Consider the following 19657-nt stretch of genomic DNA (forward strand, 5'->3'; position numbering starts at 1 on the left):
CGCCTAAACCTCCGGCCCGCTGAACTGCGACTGGTAGAGGTCGTAGTAGGCGCCGTGGTGTGCCAGTAGTTGTTCGTGCGTGCCCTGCTCGACGACGTCGCCGTCGGCCATGACGATGATGAGGTCGGCGTCGCGGATCGTGGACAGGCGGTGGGCGATGACGAACGACGTTCGGCCCTCGCGTAGCTCACCCATGGCACGCTGAACGAGCATTTCGGTGCGGGTGTCGACCGAGGACGTCGCCTCATCGAGAATGAGGACCGCCGGGTCGGCCAGGTAGGCGCGAGCAATCGTGATGAGCTGCTTTTCGCCGGCGGAGATGTTGCCGCCCTCATCGTCGATGACCGTGTCGTAGCCTTCGGGCAGTTGACGGACCAGCCGATCCACGCCGGTGGCCTTCGCCGCAGCGACGACCTCCTCGTGGGTGGCCCCCTCCTTGCCGAAGGCGATGTTGTCCTCGATCGTGCCCTCGAATAGCCACGTGTCCTGGAGCACCATCCCGATCTGGGAGCGCAATGAATCCTTCGAAAAATCTCGGGTGGAGAGGCCGTCAAGCGCGATCTTTCCTCCATCGATTTCGTAGAAGCGCATGAGCAGGTTGACCAGGGTGGTCTTGCCGGCGCCGGTCGGTCCCACGATCGCGACCTGGTCGCCGCGGTGGACATCGAGCGACAAGCCATTGATGACGGGGATTCCCTCTTCATAGGAAAACTCGACGTTCTCAAAGGTGATGTGGCCCTGGTACTGGTCAGCAGGGATGAGATCACGGAACCCGACCTCGACGTCGGGATCCATCTCCTCGCTGTCGAGAAAGTCGAAGATGCGCTCGCCGGAGGCGGCGCCCGACTGGAGCATCGCCGTCACGGAGGCAAGCGTGGCGACCGGCTGGTTGAGCTGGCGGCTGTACTGGATGAAGGCCTGCAGGCCGCCGATTGTCAACTGCCCGCTGATCACTTGGAATCCGCCCCACACCGCGATGATGACGAAGCCGAGGTTAGACACGAAACCCATCAAGGGCTGGGAGAGCTGGGAGAGGAACTGACCCTTGTAGCCGGCCTCGTACAGCCCCTGGTTCGCCTCGTCGAAAATGCGCTCGAAGTCCTCCTGGAGACCGTAGGCGCTGACGACGTCGAATCCCGTGAAGGACTCCTCCACGATCGCGGATACCTCACCCGTTTTCGCCCACTGCGCGCGAAACTGCGGCCGAGCCTTCTTCAGGATCACGAGGAGGGAAAGAATGCCGAGCGGTAAAACAAGGACAGTGGCCACCGTCAACGACGGCGAGACCCAGATCATCATGGCGACAATGCCGATGAGCAGGTAGATCGATTGGACCACCTGGTTCAGCGTCTGCATGAGGGTCTGGGTGATGTTGTCGATGTCGTTCGTCACGCGAGAGAGGAGATCGCCGCGTTGCTGCTTGTCCAGCCAGGACAGTGACAGGGTATCGATCTTGGCCTGCGCGTCGCGACGCAGCTTGTAGCCGAGATCCTGGATTGTTAAACGGATGATGTAGCCAGCGGCAAAGTTGGTGATACCAGAAATTGCGTACAGCGCGACGACGAAAAGCAGCACACGCGTGAGGGTGGAGAAGTCCACGCCGTCACCGGAGATGCCATCGACGACGACGTTCGTGGCGTCTCCCAGATACTTGGGCGCGAGCACGTTGCCGCCCGCCGAGAACAGCATGAGGACCGCGATGCCGAACAGCCGTAGCTTCTCGGTCTTGAGCATGCGAGCCAAGCGCTTGAGCGCGCCCTTCGTGTCGCGAGTCTCCGAATACGGGTTCGCTCCGTGAGGTCCGCCCCTCATCGTGCCTCCTCCGCGGTCAGTTGCGAGGCGACGATCTCCTGGTACGTCTCGCAGGAATCGAGTAGCTCCAGGTGCGTGCCGACGCCGACGATGCGGCCGTGGTCGAGCACGTGAATCTGGTTGGCCTGGCGGATGGTTGACACGCGCTGGGCGATGATGAAGACGGCGATGTCACCGATGAACGCTCTCAGGCCGCTCCGGAGCCGTGCGTCAGTCTGGTAGTCGAGCGCGGAGAACGAATCGTCGAAGACGAGCAGGTCCGCCTGGCGGCGGCCCTGGGCGTCGGGAAGGCAGCGGTAGATCGCGCGCGCGATCGTCAGGCGCTGGCGCTGGCCGCCGGAGAAGTTCTTCCCGCCCGACTCAACGGCGGATTCAATTCCGTCCTCGAGCTCGCTGACGAAATCCCAGGCCTGGGCTGCGCGTAGAGCGAGTATCACGCGGTCGGCGTCGTAGGGAACCCGCTTGTCGGGCGAACCGGCGACGTTCGTGGCGACCGTGCCGGAAAAGAGGAAGGCCTGCTGGGGGACGAGCGCGATGCGCGAGCGTAGCTCACCCGGGTCCATGTCCTTCACGGGCACGCCTCCGGCGCGGACTTCGCCGGATGTGGCGTCGATGAGCCGGGGGAGCAGCTTGATGATGGAGGACTTACCCGAACCGGTAGAGCCAATCAGCGCCACCTGGGTGGCCGGGGCGAAGGTCATCGTGATATCCGACAGCACTGGCTCCTCGGCGCCGGGGTAGCGCAGGCCCGCGTGGTCGAGTTCGAAGGTCAGCGGGCCGGCGGGAATCGGTACGGGATGCGCGGGTGCCTGAATGGAGGACTCGACGTCGAAGATCTGCTGGAGACGCTTGGCCGATACCTCACCACGCGGGAATAACATGACCATCATGCCCGACATCATCACCGACATCATGATCATCATCAGGTAGCTGATGTAGGCGGTCAGCGCGCCGACCTGCATCGAACCGGCGGAGATGAGATGGGCGGCAAACCACACCACGGCCGCCGATGACAGGCCGATGATGAGGGAGGCGGCCGGCATGAGGAACGCCCACAGGATGCCGATCTCCAGCCAGATCCTGCGTAGCTTGTGGTTGGCATCGTCGAACTTGGCGCGGATCGTACCCTGGCGGACGAAGGCGCGGATCACCCGCACGCCCGTGAGCTGCTCACGTAGCAGGGTGTTGATCAGGTCGATGCGCTCTTGCTGGATCGTGTAGCGAGGCGCGAGCGCCCGCATCACGACGTAAATGAGGAGGCCTAGGAGCGGGACGATGACGATCAGCAGAAGGGAGAGGCGTGCGTTTTGCTGGATCGCCATGAACACGCCGCCAAATCCCATGAGCGGGGCCATGACCATGACGGTGAACGTCAACAGCACGACGTTTTGGACCTGTGTCACGTCGTTACTCACGCGCGTGATGAGCGTGGGGGCGCCGAACTTGTGCTGGTCGGTGGCGGAAAAAGACTGCACGTGACGGAAAGAACGTCCGCGTAGCTCGCGGCCGAGCTCCATCGCCGTCCGCGCGCCCAAGTAGATCGCGCCGACCATGGCGCCGATCTGGACAAACGCGATGGCCAGCATGAGCCCACCCATGCGCCAGATGAGGGCCCTGTCGTTGCCCAGGATGCCGTCGTCGATAATCTGGGCGTTGAGGGCAGGAAGAACCAGACTGAGGAGGATTTGCACAACCTGCAGAAGGAAAATAAAGAAGAACGCCGTCTTCTTGCGCTGGAGAAACTCCCAGCTCATGCGTATTAAAGTCACTGCGCTCCTTGAAATCTTGGTGTCCTGATCAGACTACAACCGCGCTCCGACAATTATGCGTATGCCCAAGCCATCTGGTCCAGCCAAAAGCGGCGCCCCGCGGCCATTTCCGCGGGGCGCCGGCTAGATCTGCGCGAGCTTAGACAGCGGGCTCGTTCGCGACCGGCTGACCGTCGTCGCCGGCCTCCGGATCGAGCAGCTCATACTTGTCAATCGCTGCCTGGACGGTAGAGCGGTCGACCTCTCCGCGGTCGGCGAGCGCCTGGAGGGCACGCACCACCATGGAGGCGGAGTCGATGCGGAAGTGGCGACGCGCGGCGGCGCGGGTATCGGCGATACCGAAGCCGTTTGCGCCGAGCGTGTAGTAGGCCTCCGGAACCCACGGGCGAATCGAATCCTGAACCTGCTTCTCCCAATCGGAAGTGGCAATGATCGGGCCATACTCACCCTCGAGCTTGCGGGTGATGTAAGCCACCTTCGGCTCGGCCGTGGGGTGAAGATAGTTGTATTCGTCGACCGCGAGGCCGTCGCGGCGCAGCTCGTACCACGACGTAATCGACCACACCGAGGCAGCCACGCCCCAGTCGTCGCGGAGCATCTGGCGGGCCTCACGCGCCCACGGCACGCCCACGCCGGAGGCGAAGAGCTGGACCTTCGGACCCTCGCCCTCGGCTTCATCCAGCTTGTACATGCCCTTGAGAATGCCCTCCACGTCCACGTTCTCCGGCTCAGCCGGCTGGTGGATCGGCTCGTTGTAAATCGTGATGTAGTACATGACGTTCTGATCGCGCCCATCCGAGCCGTCGCCGTACATGCGCACCAGGCCGTCGTGGAAGATGTAGCTGATCTCGTAGGCGTAGGCCGGGTCGTACTGGACCACGGCCGGGTTCGTCGACGCGATCACCTGGCTGTGTCCGTCCATGTGCTGCAGGCCCTCACCCGTTAGCGTGGTGCGACCGGCGGTTGCACCCATGATGAAGCCGCGCGCCATCTGGTCGCCGGCGTGCCAGAACTGGTCACCCGTGCGCTGGAATCCGAACATCGAGTAGAAGATGTAGATCGGAACCATGGGCAGGCCGTGGGTGGCGTAGGAGGTTCCCACCGCTGTGAAGGCCGCGTTGGAGCCGGCCTCCGTGATGCCGGTGTGGAGGATCTGCCCCTGCTCGGACTCCTTGTAGTTAAGCAGCAGGTCCGAATCGACCGCCGTGTAATTCTGGCCGTGAACGTTGAAGATCTTTGCCGAGGGGAAGATCGCGTCCAGGCCGAAGGTGCGGGCTTCGTCGGGGATGATCGGCACAAAGCGGTAGCCGAAGTCCTTGTCGCGTAGCAGGTCCTTGAGCAGGCGGACGAAGGCCATCGTCGTGGCGACCTTTTGCTTGCCCGAACCGCCCTTGAGGATGTTCCAGTGCTTGTCGGCCGGCATGGTCACCCCCTGGGAGACCACACGACGCTCCGGCAGGTAGCCGCCAAGCTTGCGGCGTTGTTCGTGCATGTACTCCAAAGCCGTGTTCTTCGGTGAGGGCTTGAAGTACGGCGCGACGAACGGATCTTCGAGCTGTTCGTCGGCGATGTCCAGCTCGAGCGTGTCGCGCAGAAGCTTGAGATCGTCGGAGTTGAGCTTCTTCATCTGATGGGTGGAGTTGCGTCCGGCGAAGTTCGAGCCGAGTGCGTAGCCCTTGATCGTGTGGGCGAGGATGACGGTGGGCTGACCCTTGTGCTCCACGGCCGCCTTGTAGGCCGCGTACACCTTGCGATAGTCGTGACCGCCGCGCTTGAGCGCCCAAATCTTCTCGTCCGACCAGTCGGCCACCATAGCTTTGGTGCGTGGGTCGCGACCAAAGAAGTGCTCGCGCACGTAGGCGCCGTCGTTGGCCTTGAAAGTCTGGTAGTCGCCGTCGAGGGTCTCGTTCATGATGTTGACGAGCGCGCGATCCTTGTCCGCCGTGAGTAGCTCGTCCCATTCGCGGCCCCAGATGACCTTGATGACGTTCCAGCCCGCGCCCTTGAACTGGGCCTCGAGCTCCTGGATGATCTTGCCGTTGCCGCGTACCGGACCGTCGAGACGCTGCAGGTTGCAGTTGATGACGAACGTGAGGTTGTCCAGGTTTTGGCCAGCGGCTAGGTGGAGGACGCCGCGGGACTCGACCTCGTCCATCTCGCCGTCGCCCATGAACGCCCACACGTGCTGCTGGCTCGTGTCCTTCAGGCCGCGCTCGTGCAGGTAGCGGTTGTACCACGCCTGGTAGATCGCGGAGATTGGACCTAGGCCGAGGGAGACGGTGGGGAACTCCCAAAAGTCCGGCATCTGGCGTGGGTGCGGGTAGGAGGGAAGGCCGCGGCCGCCCGAGCGGCGCGAGGCCTGCTGGCGGAACGAGTCGAGATCCTTCTCGGACAGGCGCCCTTCGAGGAAAGCGCGTGCGTAGTTACCGGGGGAGGAGTGGCCCTGGAAGAGCACCTGGTCGCCGCCGCCCGGGGCGTTCTTTCCGTGAAAGAAGTGATTGAAGCCGACTTCGTAGAGGGTGGCCTGGGCGGCGTACGAGGAAATGTGACCGCCGACCGCAATGTCCGGATCCTGCTGGCGCGTTACCATGACGGCTGCGTTCCAGCGCGTCCACCGGCGGATTTCCTTTTCGAGAGTCTCGTCACCGGGGTAGTACGGCTCGTCGTCGATGCCGATGGTGTTGACGTATGGGGTTACGATGTTCGGTGGCAGAGTGATGCCCTTGCGGCGGGCATGGTTCTGCATCGCGGTCAGAAGGTAGCGGGTTCGAGGCGCGCCCTGGGAGTCGATCAGTCCGTCGATCGAGTCGATCCATTCTTGGGTTTCCTCAGGGTTGATGTCCGGGACCTGGCTGAGCAAGCCATTGATGAGCGGCCTAATGGGCTGTTGACTCACGATTACTCCTCTGTACTATCGGTTGCATGTGTCATGCGATACCTCAAGGGTACCGGTTTAGGCCTAAAGACCCCACCAGTTTGCGGAAGGCGGAACTGGGTGACTGCTCACATGGTTTCGGCCGCGTAACTCGGTCACGATTGAATGATGTACTTTCGGGCGCGACCCCTTAGAATGTGACTAATGTTTCAGGAAAGGCGGTAACAGTGCCCGGTTTATCCGGTAAAGAGATGGGATTCCGATCGGGGCATTTGGTCCAGGAGTTCGGCTACGACGACGACGTCGACATGTCCCTACGCGACACCATCGAACGCCTCACGGGTGAACAGCTTGAAGATGAGGGCTACCGCGGGGGCGCTGACGGCGTGATCCTGTGGTGGCGAGCCGACGACGGCGACGTCGACGACCTGACTGATCTTTTCGTGGATTGCACCGGCGGGCTCACGGAGGACACGGCGCCCATTTGGCTTTTTGTGCCTGACCAGAATGCCGATCTGAGTGTTCCGATGGAGGACGTCAACGACGCCGCGGGCACGGCCGGCCTGTCGGTGACGACGACGTTCCATCTTGATTCTGGCTGGAATGCGTTCCAGGTGGTCAGCCACAGTCGCCCCCGATAGGGGATTTCCGAATGGGGCTTCGGCCGGTTACACTAGCGAGCGGACCCTTAGCTCAGTTGGTAGAGCAACGCGTTTACACCGCGTGTGTCATCGGTTCGAGCCCGGTAGGGTCCACTTTTACAAGAAGCGCTCTCCTTGCACGCGGCGGGAGAGCGTTTTCGCTGGTCGCAGCGTTGCGTTGCAGTTGTTTGCAGTTTCTTGCTTGCATCTTGCAATTGCCTGGCTTTTTTGTCGGAGCTAACCTTTACAGTTATTTCCAACTGTTCGCGCACGTAGAAGTGTATGAAGAGACAAGGAAGTCTGCAGGTGAAACGCACACGGGATTCGAGCTTTGTTCGCGCTCTCGGTCTATTCCTCGCGATGGTGGTGGGGTTGCCGGTATTCGTCGGCCTTGCCGCCCCCGCGATGGCGGCGACGTCGAGCGTGACAGTTGCCGGTACGTTCCAGGAGGCTCTGGGCTGCCAGAAGAACTGGGATGAGGCCTGCGGTGCCAGCTCGCTTAACGACGCTGACGGGGACCGGATCTGGACGGCCGATCTCACCATTCCTGCTGGCGAACATGCCTTCAAGGTCACCGTCAACAACTCCTGGGACGGCGCCTTCGGGATGGAGGGCTTCAAGGACGGCAACTATCCGCTGGTGTTGGACAAACCGCGAACCCTGACCTTCTCCTTTGACGACGTCAACAAGAAGGTTTTCGTCAGCGACGCCGGGCTGCCCGGTGGTTACGCCGCGTCCGACGATGCGCTGATCGCCGAGCCCTACCGGGATCCGGCGGCCGACCGCAACATGTACTTCGTGCTCACCGACCGCTTTAGCAATGGCAATCCGGACAATGACACGTGCATCGCCACCGGGCACGCTGAGGAAGGAGGGTCCCTGCCGGTCGACTGCACGAAGACCGACAGGATGGAGACCGGCTTCGATCCGACAGACCGGGGATTCTTCCACGGCGGCGACCTCAAGGGCCTGCGCGACAAGCTAGGTTACATCAAGGCCCTGGGGCAGAATGCAATTTGGCTGACCCCGTCGTTCGTCAACCGCCCCGTGCAGGGCACAGGCGGGGATGCCTCCGCCGGCTACCACGGCTACTGGGTCACCGACTTCACCCAGATCGACCCGCACTTTGGAACGAACCAGGAGCTGAAGGAACTCATCGACGCGGCTCACGCAATGGACATGAAGGTTTACTTCGACATCATCGCCAATCACACCGCGGACGTCATCTACTACAAGGGCCACGAGGGAACGAACCCGCCATACATCTATAAGGCGGACAATCCCTACAAGGACTCTACCGGCACGCCGTTCGACCCCGCTGATTACGCAACGGCCGATTCCTTCCCGTCCATGAACGCGGACGACACGTCGTTCCCCTACGCACCGCTCATCCCTGATGGGATGGAGGGCGCGAAGTACCCGCTGTGGCTCAACAACCCGACCCTCTACCACAACCGTGGGCACGATTCGTCCTGGCCGGCGGGAGAGCCCGCCACCTACATGGACTTCGGCGATCTTGACGACCTCATGACTGAAAACAAGGCCGTGCGCGAGGGGATGATCGACATCTACAAGGCGTGGGTGGACTTTGGCGTGGACGGCTACCGCATCGACACCGTCAAGCACGTCAATTTCGAGTTCTGGAAGGAATTCGCCGACGTCATCCGCGACTACGCGGCGGATAAGGGCAAGTCCGATTTCTTCATGTTTGGCGAAGTCTATGACGCCCAAACTACCCTGCTCGCCCCATACCTGCGCGATACCCGCATGAATGCGGTCCTCGACTTCGCGTTCCAGTCCTGGGCGGAGGGCTATGCGGGCGGCGGCTCGGCCAAGGCGCTCGCGTCCTCGTTCGCGGCGGATTCCTACTACACGACCCCGCATTCGTCGGCGGCCGCGTTGCCGACCTTCCTCGGTAACCATGACAAGGGTCGCATCGGGTGGCTTCTGCGCGACAGTTCCGATCCCATGGGGCGCACAAAGCTCGCTCACACGCTCATGTACCTCACGCGCGGCCAGCCGGTGCTCTACTACGGCGATGAGCAGGGCCTCGTCGGTGACGGCGCGGACAAGGGTGCGCGCGAGTCCATGTTCGCTACTCAGACCGCCGATTACCAAAACTACACGTTGCTCGATGGATCGAGAGCGGGTTCCGCGGATCGCTTCGGCGAGACGGAGATGAGCACGCATATCGCCGCGCTCGCAAAGCTGCGCGCCGCTCATAAGGCGCTGGCCACCGGATCGCAGACCACCCTCCACTACGACGACGGTCAAGGCGTCTTCGCCTTCGCTCGCGTGGATCGGGCTGAGAAGGTCGAATACCTGATCGCGATCAACAATTCGGATTCCGAGAAGGCCGCCACCTTCGCCACGCTCACCCCTGGCGCGACGTACTCGCCGCTGTATGGGACGCAGGACTCGGTGACCGCCTCTGACACCGTGAGTGTTAAGGTGCCTGCGTTGTCCGCTGTGGTGTTTAAGGCGGACCGCCAGGTTGCCGCAGCGGGGGCCGAGCAGGCGATCAGTGTCTCCTCCGGGGCGCCGGAGAACGGACTCACGCCCGTCCTCGCGGACGTGGCTGATGATCGCTGGGCGGAGACCTCCTTCTCTTATCGGCCGGTCGGCACCGAGGAGTATGTGCCGCTCGGCGTGGCGGAGGGAGACCAGCCGCGCGTCTTCGCTGACCTTAAGCTGCCGGCGGGAACCCTAGTCGAGGTGCGTGCTGTCTCAGTCGATGCGCATGGCAACAAGGTTGCCGGATCTGGCCTTCTCGTCGCCGGTACAGATCTCGGCTCTGTCGCGCCCGCACCGTCAGGTATCGAGGCGAACGACGTCGTCGTCCCTGGCACGCACCAACAGGCCATGGGATGTTCACAGAACTGGGACCCGGCATGCGTGGATACGCGGCTCACTCTTGACGAGGCGTCCGGCCTATACACGGGTACGTGGAAGCTCCCCAAGGGCTCCTACTCCTACAAAGTGGCACTTGGCGGATCGTGGGACGTGAACTACGGCGCCGGGGGTGCGCCTAACGGCGAAAACGTCAACTACACCCTCGATGAGGACAGGGATGTCACCTTCTTCTACAACCCGGCCACGCACAGGTTCTTCAACACCGCGAGCGACCCGATCATTACGCTCCCGGGTAGCTTCAACTCGACACTCGGTTGCCAGGCATCCGACGGTTTTGGCGCGGACTGGAACCCTGCGTGCCTTTCCACGCTCATGTTCCCGAACGGGGATGGAACTTACACCTTCTCTACCTCAAAGCTCGCGAAGGGCCACTACGAGGTCAAGGTCGCCCATGGGCGGACCTGGGAGGAAAACTACGGGCCCGGAGGCACTTTCAATAGTGGGGACAACTATTCTTTCGACGTTGGGGGGAACAAGCTCGTGACCTTTACTTACACCATCTCCGATCACGTCTTGGCGATCTCGGAGGACGACCTCCCGGTTGCGGGGCAGGGCGAACGTGCCGCCTACTGGGTCGATCAGGCGACCTTCGCCTGGCCCGCCACGCTCACCAATTCTCGCAGCGACCTCACGTTCGAACTGTGGGGCGGTACGGGCGATCTGAGGATCTCCGGTGGCACGGTCGTCGGCGAGGATGCCGTCAAGCTTGCTGACATGACGCACTCCAGCTCGGGACTGTCATCCGAACAGCTTGTCAATCGCGGCCACTTGCGCGGGTACGAAAAGCTGACGGTCGATATGGAGCGCGCCGTCGTGGAAGACGCTCTGCGCGGCAACCTCGCGATCCTCGCTAAGGACGCGAGCGGGACGCCCGTGGCGTTCACGGGGCTACAGATTTCGGGTGTGCTCGATGATCTCTATGCCGCCTCTGCCCGCAAGGCCGGCGGGCTTGGTGTTCATTTCAACGACGGCGTTCCTACCCTCAAGCTTTGGGCGCCCACGGCAAAGTCCGTCTCGCTACAACTCTTTGACGCGGACGCCACAGGCGAGCCGACGTCGTTGCCGATGGCGCGGCAGGCCGACGGCACCTGGACAATCACGGGGGAGGCGAGCTGGCAGAACCACGCCTACCGGTATGACGTGGAGGTCTTCGTCCCATCAACCAACGCGATTGAACACAACGTGGTGACCGACCCGTACTCGGTCGGCCTGACCGTGAACTCGACGCACTCGGTCCTCGTTGATTTGACGGATCCGCACTACATGCCGCCGATCTGGAAGGAGAGCAAGGCCCCAACTATTACGAACGATTCGGCGCGGAGCATCTACGAGTTGCACGTGCGTGACTTCTCGATTGGGGACGCCACCGTTCCCGAGGAGCTACGCGGCACCTATGAGGCCTTCGCGCTTGAGGACACCGCGGGCGTCAAGCACCTGCGCGAGTTAGCGGACGCGGGCATGAACATGATTCACATCCTGCCCACCTTCGACATCGCAACGATTCCTGAGAAACGTGCCGACCAGAAGGTGGCGTCGGTGCCATCAGCTGCAGCGGCGTCGCCCGAACAACAGGCGGCTGTCATGGCCGTGGCTGATGAGGACGGGTTCAACTGGGGCTACGACCCCTACCACTACATGACCCCGGAAGGCTCCTACGCGGCGAAGGATCATCAGTCGGGTGCGAACCGTACGGTGGCCTATCGTCAGATGGTCGGGGCACTGCATTCGATGGGCTACCAGGTGATTCTTGACCAAGTCTTCAACCACACCGCTCAGTCCGGTCAGGCTCAGAAGTCAGTGTTGGACAAGGTAGTGCCGGGTTACTACCACCGTCTGGACGCGACGGGGAAGGTTGCGCACTCCACGTGCTGTGAGAACGTCGCCACTGAGAACGCCATGGCGGAGCAGCTCATGATTGATTCGGTTCTCACGCTTGCGCGCGACTACGGTATCGACGCTTTCCGCTTCGATCTCATGGGGCACCACTCGCGAGCCAACATGGAGGCCATCCAAGCCGAGCTTGCCAAGCTGACGGTGGAGAAGGATGGCGTCGACGGGAAGAACGTCTACATCTACGGCGAAGGGTGGAACTTCGGCGACGACGTGCAAAACAACAAACGCTTCTACCAGGCCACGCAAGGGCAACTGGACGGAACCGGGATTGGATCGTTTAACGATCGTCTCCGCGACGCCGTACACGGTGGGAGTGCCTTCGATTCCAATAAGTCACAGGGCCAAGGCTTCGGAAATGGCCAATACACCGATCCGAACGCGCTGAACTCGGCTAGCACCGATCAGCTGGCGAGCCTGCGCCATAACCAAGACCTCATCAGGCTTGGGATGGCAGGCAACCTGAAGGATTTCACCTTCGTGACAAGCTCGGGACAGAGGCAGCGCGGCGATCAGCTCGACTACAACGGTCAGAAGGCGGGCTATGCAGCCTCGCCGGAGGAGAACATCAACTACGTCGACGCCCACGACAACGAGACGCTTTTCGACACGAACATGTGGAAGTTGCCGGCCGATTCGACCATGGACACTCGAGTGCGAATGAACACGGTCTCACTTGCCACGGTCACGCTCGGACAGTCTCCGTCATTCTGGCACGCAGGCACGGACCTGCTTCGTTCGAAATCGATGGATCGTAACTCCTACAACTCGGGCGATTACTTCAACGCGATCGACTGGACCGGAAAGACGCACAACTTCGGTGTGGGACTCCCGCCGGCTCGGGACAACGAGGCTCAGTGGAATGCGATGAAACCATTCCTAGACAATCCGGCGAATGTTGCCTCCGCGGATGATCTTGCCAAGGCCCATGCGCAGGCGCTCGAGCTACTACGTTTGCGCCAGGCCCACCCGTTGTTGACGCTGGGCAACGCCCAGCTCATCAAGGAGAAGGTGACCTTCCCAGGCTCGGGCAAGGACCAGCAGGCCGGCCTTATCCTCATGCGTGTCGATGACACGGTCGGCGAGGATGTCGACCCGAACTCGGACGGTCTGCTTGTGGCCATCAACGCCAGTCCTGAGGCATTGAGCCAGGACATCGACGAGATGAAGGGGCTCGAGCTCTCCCTCTCACCCGTGCTCACCGACGGCCAGGACGACGATCCTGTCCTCAAAGAGACGACGTGGGATTCGGAGACCGGAACGGTGACGGTTCCTGCGCGCTCGGCGGTGGTCCTTGTACAGGGGCAGGCTGAGCCGGAGCCTGAGCCGGGGCAGTGTCAGGTGATGGATCGTCCGGTGTCGCCGGCGCGCGGGAGTGGCGTGTTGGGTGATGCTACGGGTGATCGTTTTGCTGACTTGTGGTCGGTGGATGAGTCTGGGGCTATCCATTTCTACGTCAACGATGGCACGGGTGGGTTCTACCATAAGGGCATCGTGATGTGTGCTCTAAGCCAGGTTGTTGATCTTGCGGTGATGGGTGATGTCAATGGTGATGGCCGTTCGGATGTGCTGGTTCAGCAGGCGGATGGCAAGCTGTTCTACTACTACTCGCAAGGTGATGGGTTCTTGACTAAGGGTGTTCAGGCGGGCCATGGCTGGAATGGTATGGACAATATTGTCTATGCCGGCAAGCTTGGTGCCTCGAGCGCGGAGTATGTGGTGGCCCGTGAGGTGGCTAGTGGTGACTTGTACCGTTACCAGGTCGGTGATGGTGGCCTGTTTGGGGGGAAGAAGATTGGTCACGGCTGGTCGAACATGACCACGATTTTGGCCCCGGGCCAGTTCGTGGGCAGCTCTTACAGTGACCTGGTGGCGATCAGTGCCGATGGGGTGATGTATGCCTATGCGGGTAGTGCTGATGGTGGGGTCTATGGTGTGGGCCGGATTGGTCATGGCTGGGATTCCTTCGTCCAGGCCACCATCCCCGGTGATGTCGATGGTGATGGGCGCCTTGATCTGATCGGTATCCGCGAGGATGGGAAGATGTTTGCCTACAAGAACCAGGCCAATGGCTGGTGGGGTTGGGCTCGCCAGGTTGGCCATGGGTGGTCTGCGATGGTTGCTATTAGTTAGCGGACCGGCGGGTAGGGCCCACGGGATGGGCCCTGCCCACCATGCGGCTGCGTAGCCCTGGCCCACATCGACAGTCTTAGATCACAGAGCCGGCGAGCATGCCGAGCGCTGCGAGTGCCACCGACCCAACCAGCATCCCAAACACGAAGACGCCGGCCTTGGGGACACCGTGCTCGTCGGTGACCTGCAGGGAGTTGATGGAAGCGGTAGAGAACGTGGTGAGGCCACCGCAGAAGCCGGCACCGAGCATCGCGTACAAGGTGGCAGAAGAGCCGGCGGGGATCCCCTCTCGGACGAAGAACGCCGCGAATAATCCCAACAGGAAGGATCCGACAAAGTTGACCGTCACGGTTCCCCACGGTTGGGGCAACGCCTCATCGGTGAGATAGCGGATTCCAGCGCCCACCCCAGCACCGAGAGCGACAGCAAAGACAATCATGACTCACCTTCCCGCGAAGAATGGCGTCCCTCAGCTGGCCAGCGCCCTTCAGCTGGTTGGCTCGCAACAGCTGGTCGCTTAGCGGGCGATCCTTGGCCGGCGGGGGATCGCCGGCGAGCAGCGAGCGGCCCCACCTTAAGCCCGAGCCAGGCGGCGCCGACTCCGAGCACGACGGATCCCACGGCATAGGACAGTCCCCACGCAACGTTGTCCTGCAGGAGCTCGACGGTATCGACGGCCAGCGCGCTGTAGGTGGTGAACCCGCCGAGCATCCCCGTGCCAAGGAAACGCCGAACGTGCCCGCTCGTCAGGGCCGAGGCGACCCCGAGCGCGAACGCACCGGCGACGTTGATAGCGAAGATGATGAGGACGGGATAACCGGCGTCGTTGGACAGGAGGAAACGCAAGGCCGCGCCGATTGCGCCGCCGAGTCCCACGAGAATCACATTCACGCCTCCACCCTAAACCCTGCTCCGGTAGGGTTGAACTCATGAGCACTGTGATGGACGTCGTTTCTGTGATGAACAAGCATTTTCCGCCTACCCTCGCTGAGGATTGGGACCGTGTGGGCCTCGTCGTGGGGGACCCGGCTGATGAAGTGCGGCGGATCGGCTTCGCGGTAGACCCGTGTGGTGCGGTGGTTGACGAGGCGATCGAGCGCGGCGCCCAGATGCTTATTACTCACCACCCGCTGTACCTGCGCGGAACGTCGTCGGTGGCGGCGGATAGCGCCAAGGGGGCCTGGGTACACAGACTCATCCGCAACGGTGTGGCCCTTTTTGCCGCACATACGAATGCCGACTCGGCCGCGAGCGGCTCGGCCGTGGCGCTGGCTCAGCTCCTTGGGCTACGCAACACTCGTCCCATCGAGGCGAACCCCGAGCACCCCGAGCTGGGGCTGGGCCGGGTGGGTGAACTTGAGTTGACGATGAGCGTGCGTGAACTCGCCCTACGGCTCAAGGCCCTCATCCCCGACACGCCGGCCGGTATCACGATCGGGGGAGACCCGGATCGAATCGTCACGACGGTGGCGGTTTCCCCGGGCTCGGGGGATTCCTTCCTCATGGCGGCCAATCGCGCGGGAGCAGACGTCTACATCACCGCCGACCTTCGCCACCATCCGGCGACCGACCATCTGTGGGCGGGCGGTTGCGCCCTGATCGGCACCACGCATTTCGCCTCCGAGTGGCCGGTTTTGCCGAAGATGCGCGACGCCGTTGCCACACTCGGCGTTGAGACCTACATTTCAACTATTATCACCGACCCCTGGATTGAGAGGCTCTGATGGCACACGCACCCCGCTCCGACCAGCTCCGCCTGCTCGAGGTTGCCGAGTTGGACGCTCAGCTCGCCTCCCTCAAGACGGAGGCAGAGCGCCACCCGCTACGTGCCGAGGTCGGCGCGCAGATGAACCTCGTGGCGGCTAAGGCGAGGGAACTCATGGAGGCGAAGGAAACACTCCGCGCAACCCAGGCCGAGCTCGAGGAGGCCGGACAACGTACGAGCAAACTTGCCGACATCGTCAAGGATAAGCAGGCGCGTCTGAATGCCGGTACGGGCATGGATTCGCGACAGCTGCTGACGCTCCTGAGTGAGATCGATGCCAACAAGGAGGCCCTCGAGGAGGCGAGTGACGCAGAATACCATCTGCTCGAACGAGTGGAGGTGGCCGAAACGGAGATCGCCAACATCGAAGCGCAGCAGGCCGTGCTCAACGAGAAGATCGTTACGGGGCGGGCCGAGCTGGAGGAGGCAATCGAGGCAATCGAGCGGGATGCGGCGGACGTGCGCCGGCAGCGCGAGGCGCTCTACGAGCCGCTGGCCGACGAGCTCAAAGCAGCTTACGAGCGCGCCCAACGCAGCGGAGGCCTGACGGTGATCGCCCTGCACCGCAACGGCGAGACGTCGGCCGGGGTGCAGATTTCCCCGATTGAAGCCAATCAGATCAAGAACGCCGACCCCGAGGAGATCCACATCTCCGAGGACTACCAGTGCATCGTCGTGCTACTTGACGCCTAATCGGGCGAGAGGCCTAGCCGCACGCGTGACCGTAGCCCGTCCGTGGTGCCACCCGGGGGTTGCCGCTAGCCGCTCAGGGCGCGCCCGGCTACGCGACGTCTAACCGCTAGGTTACGCGCATAGTCGCGTGCGACGGGTCTACTCCTCGTCGACGAGGGTGAGCTTGGCCGGACCTCGCCCGGCGGGGGTGAGCTCGACGCCGGAGACGTGCCCGTCCTCGACGAGCAGGCGGGCGAACTCGGCGAGTTCCTCGGGTGTGCGCGGCGGGTTGGGCTCGCGGATGAGGTAGCCGGTGAGTAGGCCGCGGTAGTGCTTGGCCCAGTGCGAGACGACGGAGCGTTTGCCCGCCTTCACACGCACGGCTCCGACGGCGACGTGATTGGTCGCCGGCGACCACACCATGTACTCGCCCGAGCGGGCATCGACTACCAGGTCGTCCTTCGCCAGCACGTCCGTCTTCTCGCGGAGCGTCGTCTTCCACAGCGCCTGCACGTCAAGGTCGGGAAGTTTTGTATTCATGGAGAGTCGGTAGGCGGGGATAAGATCCTCGGGGCTGAGCACCCCGAACGCGCCGGAGAAAATGCGCACGGTCTGCTTGCAACGCCGCCGCTCGGCGTCGGTGAGGGTATCGAAACCCGCCGCCGCGTAGAGCACGCCGGTGTAGACCTGCCACGCTGGCGCGCACGGGCGCCCATAGAAGTCGATCTGATCCCGGATCTGCGGCTCGAGGGATGGGCCAACTTTCAGCACGCTCAGGGCTTTGGGCGACGCCGATACCCGCTGTAACGCGTCGATCACCCTTTCGCGTACGGGGTTGAGCTCGGGCGCGATGAGCGAGGCGAGGTCGAGACAGGGGCCGGAGACGGGCGTCGTCTTCCCGGCGGACGGCGGCAGAGCAATGATCATGTTTCATGTATAACCTGCCCGGCTGTACAATTGAAAGCGCAGTTGGCCGGGCGGTCGCGTGGGCGTATGCCCCCGAGGAACGTCCGGGCTCCACAGGGAAACGGTGGTGGATAACGTCCACTCGGAGCGATCCGCAGGAAAGTGCCACAGAAAGTAAACCGCCGCCCCGCCACGGGACGGTAAGGGTGAAAGGGTGAGGTAAGAGCTCACCGCGTTCCAGGCGACTGGGATGGCAGGGTAAACCCCACCGGGAGCAAGACCGAGCAGCGCGCTATGAGATCCCGCTCGCGCGCGGGTTGGTTGCTTGAGCCCACCGGCAACGATGGGCCTAGATAGATGGCCGCCGCCTTTTGGCACAGAACCCGGCGTATAGGCTGACTGCACGTGTGGCCCGCCTGCGCGGGCCACACGTTTATGCCTAGCTACCTCACGATGCGCGGCTACCTCACGACGTCGTAACCTGGCGTGGAACTGAACGCGTCAGTCCTCGCCGAGGGTTTGCTTGGCGAAAAGCGCCGCGCCGACGATGCCGGCCGTGTTCAGCAGGTCGGCGGGCACGATGGGCGCCTTCGTCGTGATGTGGTGGAGGAACTTGGCGTGCTTCTTGGAGATGCCCCCGCCGATAATAAACAGGTCGGGGGATAGAAGCATCTCATAGTGGCTGAAGACCATCTGGAGGCGCGCGCCCCACTCCTCAAAGCTGAGTCCCTCGCGTTCGTAGACGGCGGACGAGGCGAAGTGCTCGGCCTCCATCCCGTTAGGCAGGAGGACGTGGCCAAACTCGGTATTGGCCACGAGCGTGCCCTGGGACACGAGCGCCGAACCGATGCCGGTGCCGAGGGTGAGCATCAGGACGGTACCCTGGTTGCCGCGGGCGGCGCCATAGTAGACCTCGGCGTAACCGGCGGCGTCGGCGTCGTTCATCACGGCCACCGGACGCTGGATGTTCTCCGCGATGAGGCGGGCGGGGAAGGTGCCCTCCCACATCTGGGAAAGGTTGGCGATAAAGGGGATCTGCCCGCGTACGATCGGCGCTGGGAAAGATATACCAACGGGAACCTCGCGCGGCAGGTCAAATGTGGCGACGATCTTGCCGATGATCTGTGCGATCTCGGCCGGGTCAGCGTCGGGAGGGGTGGGCATGCGAACGCGCTTGTCGACGAACTGGCCGGTCTTGAGGTTGACCGGTGCGCCCTTGATGCCCGATCCGCCGACGTCGACTCCGATGGCGACCTTGCGAAACTTCTTCTTCATCGTTGTCCTCCGAGGTATCTGCGGCGCGTCGCGCCGGATATGGGAGGTGTGGCTCATCCGCGGTGATGAACCACACCGGTGGGTGTGTTAGGCGGGAATCGCCGGGGTGGTCTGCCCCATGGAGGGCAGGGTGAGGATCTCAGCGCCGGTCTCGGTGACCACGATCGTGTGCTCGAACTGGGCGCTGCGCCCGCGATCCTTGGTCAGGACTGTCCAGTCGTCGTCCCACTGGAACCAGTCGATCTGCCCGAGAGTGAGCATCGGCTCGATGGTGAAGACCATGCCCGGCTCGATCACCTCGTTGTGGAGCGGAGCGGCGTCATAGTGCGGAACGATGAGGCCAGAGTGGAAGGCCTCCCCGACACCGTGCCCGGTGAAGTCCTCCACCACGCCGTAGTCGAAGCGCTTGGCGTAGGATTCGATGACACGGCCGATGACGTTGATCTCGCGTCCTGGCTTGACGGCCTTGATGCCGCGCATCATGGAGGTGTAGGTCCGCTCGCACAGGAGCCGCGATTCCTCGTCGACCTCACCCACGTAGAACATGGCGTTGGTATCCCCGTGGACGCCATCCTTGTAGGCGGTGACGTCGAGGTTAATGATGTCCCCCTCCTCGAGGGGGCGAGAGTCGGGGATTCCGTGGCAGATGACCTCGTTGATGGAGGTACAGATGGACTTGGGATAACCCATGTAGCCGAGACAGGATGGGTAGGCGCCCTGGGAAACGATGTAGTCGTGGGCGATGGCGTCGAGTTCGTCGGTGGTGACGCCGGGTTTGATGGCGGCGCCGGCGAGGTAGAGGGCGTCAGCCGCGATCGTGCCGGCGGCACGGATCTTCTCAATGGTCTGCGCCGACTTGACCTCGGGCGCGGTGACGATCTCCGGGCCGTCGTGGAACATGTATTCGGGCCTCTCGATGTACTCGGGCACGTGTCGCATGGGCGAAATTGTGCCGGGTGTGAGGTGACCTAGGGGAGCGCGATCTGCTTGCATAATATTAAGCTTA

At 62.6% G+C, this 19657-nt stretch carries 12 protein-coding genes, 1 tRNA gene and 1 other RNA gene; 6 read left to right on the top strand and 8 right to left on the bottom strand.

Annotated elements, in window-relative coordinates; genetic code table 11:
* Nucleotides 1-3: 3 nt before the first annotated feature.
* The 3 genes from J2S45_RS04640 to aceE all read right to left on the bottom strand — a co-directional run bounded on the left by J2S45_RS04640 (nt 4) and on the right by aceE (nt 6477).
* Nucleotides 4-1812: an ABC transporter ATP-binding protein gene (locus J2S45_RS04640; protein WP_307634685.1), complete on the bottom strand. Its 1809-nt coding sequence runs from the start codon at nt 1810-1812 to the stop codon at nt 4-6.
* On the bottom strand, nt 1809-3581 hold the full coding sequence (locus tag J2S45_RS04645; protein ID WP_307634686.1) for an ABC transporter ATP-binding protein: 1773 nt from the start codon (nt 3579-3581) through the stop codon (nt 1809-1811). Before J2S45_RS04645 ends, J2S45_RS04640 begins: the two co-directional genes overlap by 4 nt.
* 139 nt (nt 3582-3720) lie before the next feature.
* Nucleotides 3721-6477 (bottom strand): pyruvate dehydrogenase (acetyl-transferring), homodimeric type, encoded by a 2757-nt coding sequence (gene aceE, locus J2S45_RS04650; protein WP_307634687.1) that lies wholly within the window; start codon nt 6475-6477, stop codon nt 3721-3723.
* 206 nt (nt 6478-6683) lie between these two features.
* Between aceE and J2S45_RS04655 the strand changes: the two genes are divergently transcribed.
* The 3 genes from J2S45_RS04655 to pulA all read left to right on the top strand — a co-directional run bounded on the left by J2S45_RS04655 (nt 6684) and on the right by pulA (nt 14033).
* Nucleotides 6684-7097, top strand: a complete 414-nt coding sequence (locus tag J2S45_RS04655) for a DUF3052 family protein (protein WP_307634688.1) — start codon at nt 6684-6686, stop codon at nt 7095-7097.
* A 41-nt stretch (nt 7098-7138) separates the two neighbouring features.
* Nucleotides 7139-7211 (top strand) — tRNA-Val (locus tag J2S45_RS04660).
* 192 nt (nt 7212-7403) lie between these two features.
* The gene (gene pulA, locus J2S45_RS04665; RefSeq protein ID WP_307634689.1) at nt 7404-14033 is read left to right on the top strand and encodes a pullulanase-type alpha-1,6-glucosidase; all 6630 of its coding nucleotides are present in this window, start codon (nt 7404-7406) and stop codon (nt 14031-14033) included.
* Between the two features lie 76 nt (nt 14034-14109).
* Here the strand turns inward: pulA and J2S45_RS04670 are convergent, their stop codons facing one another.
* Nucleotides 14110-14472, bottom strand: coding sequence for a fluoride efflux transporter FluC (locus tag J2S45_RS04670; RefSeq protein WP_307634690.1), 363 nt, complete (start codon nt 14470-14472; stop codon nt 14110-14112).
* Complete coding sequence (locus J2S45_RS04675) at nt 14469-14924, bottom strand: fluoride efflux transporter FluC (protein ID WP_307634691.1); 456 nt, start codon at nt 14922-14924, stop codon at nt 14469-14471. Before J2S45_RS04675 ends, J2S45_RS04670 begins: the two co-directional genes overlap by 4 nt.
* Before the next feature lie 38 nt (nt 14925-14962).
* On the opposite strand from J2S45_RS04675, the gene J2S45_RS04680 reads away from it, so the two are divergent.
* Nucleotides 14963-15757 carry a Nif3-like dinuclear metal center hexameric protein gene (locus J2S45_RS04680; RefSeq protein WP_270974383.1) on the top strand — a complete coding sequence of 265 codons (795 nt, stop codon included), beginning with the start codon at nt 14963-14965 and terminating at the stop codon, nt 15755-15757.
* Nucleotides 15757-16491, top strand: coding sequence for a zinc ribbon domain-containing protein (locus J2S45_RS04685; protein ID WP_307634692.1), 735 nt, complete (start codon nt 15757-15759; stop codon nt 16489-16491). Before J2S45_RS04680 ends, J2S45_RS04685 begins: the two co-directional genes overlap by 1 nt.
* A gap of 138 nt (nt 16492-16629) precedes the next feature.
* Here the strand turns inward: J2S45_RS04685 and J2S45_RS04690 are convergent, their stop codons facing one another.
* Nucleotides 16630-17397 (bottom strand): YaaA family protein, encoded by a 768-nt coding sequence (locus tag J2S45_RS04690; RefSeq protein ID WP_296929098.1) that lies wholly within the window; start codon nt 17395-17397, stop codon nt 16630-16632.
* A gap of 38 nt (nt 17398-17435) precedes the next feature.
* On the opposite strand from J2S45_RS04690, the gene rnpB reads away from it, so the two are divergent.
* Nucleotides 17436-17783: RNase P RNA component class A (gene rnpB, locus J2S45_RS04695), an RNA gene on the top strand.
* Nucleotides 17784-17877: 94 nt separating this feature from the next.
* Here the strand turns inward: rnpB and ppgK are convergent.
* Together ppgK and map are read right to left on the bottom strand one after the other, a co-directional pair.
* The gene (gene ppgK / locus J2S45_RS04700; protein WP_270974386.1) at nt 17878-18651 is read right to left on the bottom strand and encodes a polyphosphate--glucose phosphotransferase; all 774 of its coding nucleotides are present in this window, start codon (nt 18649-18651) and stop codon (nt 17878-17880) included.
* An 87-nt stretch (nt 18652-18738) separates the two neighbouring features.
* Complete coding sequence (gene map / locus J2S45_RS04705; RefSeq protein ID WP_296929095.1) at nt 18739-19644, bottom strand: type I methionyl aminopeptidase; 906 nt, start codon at nt 19642-19644, stop codon at nt 18739-18741.
* Nucleotides 19645-19657 lie beyond the last annotated feature (13 nt).

The organism is Trueperella abortisuis, assembly GCF_030811095.1.
In the GTDB taxonomy this organism is placed as follows: domain Bacteria; phylum Actinomycetota; class Actinomycetes; order Actinomycetales; family Actinomycetaceae; genus Trueperella; species Trueperella abortisuis.

What these genes read in the sequence shown, in the direction of transcription:
- map (WP_296929095.1), bottom strand. Translation starts at nt 19,644, where the DNA reads ATGCAAGCAGATCGCGCTCCCCTAGGTCACCTCACACCCGGCACAATT.
- J2S45_RS04640 (WP_307634685.1), bottom strand. Translation starts at nt 1,812, where the DNA reads ATGAGGGGCGGACCTCACGGAGCGAACCCGTATTCGGAGACTCGCGAC.
- J2S45_RS04690 (WP_296929098.1), bottom strand. Translation starts at nt 17,397, where the DNA reads ATGATCATTGCTCTGCCGCCGTCCGCCGGGAAGACGACGCCCGTCTCC.
- ppgK (WP_270974386.1), bottom strand. Translation starts at nt 18,651, where the DNA reads ATGAAGAAGAAGTTTCGCAAGGTCGCCATCGGAGTCGACGTCGGCGGA.
- J2S45_RS04670 (WP_307634690.1), bottom strand. Translation starts at nt 14,472, where the DNA reads ATGATTGTCTTTGCTGTCGCTCTCGGTGCTGGGGTGGGCGCTGGAATC.
- J2S45_RS04685 (WP_307634692.1), top strand. Translation starts at nt 15,757, where the DNA reads ATGGCACACGCACCCCGCTCCGACCAGCTCCGCCTGCTCGAGGTTGCC.
- J2S45_RS04680 (WP_270974383.1), top strand. Translation starts at nt 14,963, where the DNA reads ATGAGCACTGTGATGGACGTCGTTTCTGTGATGAACAAGCATTTTCCG.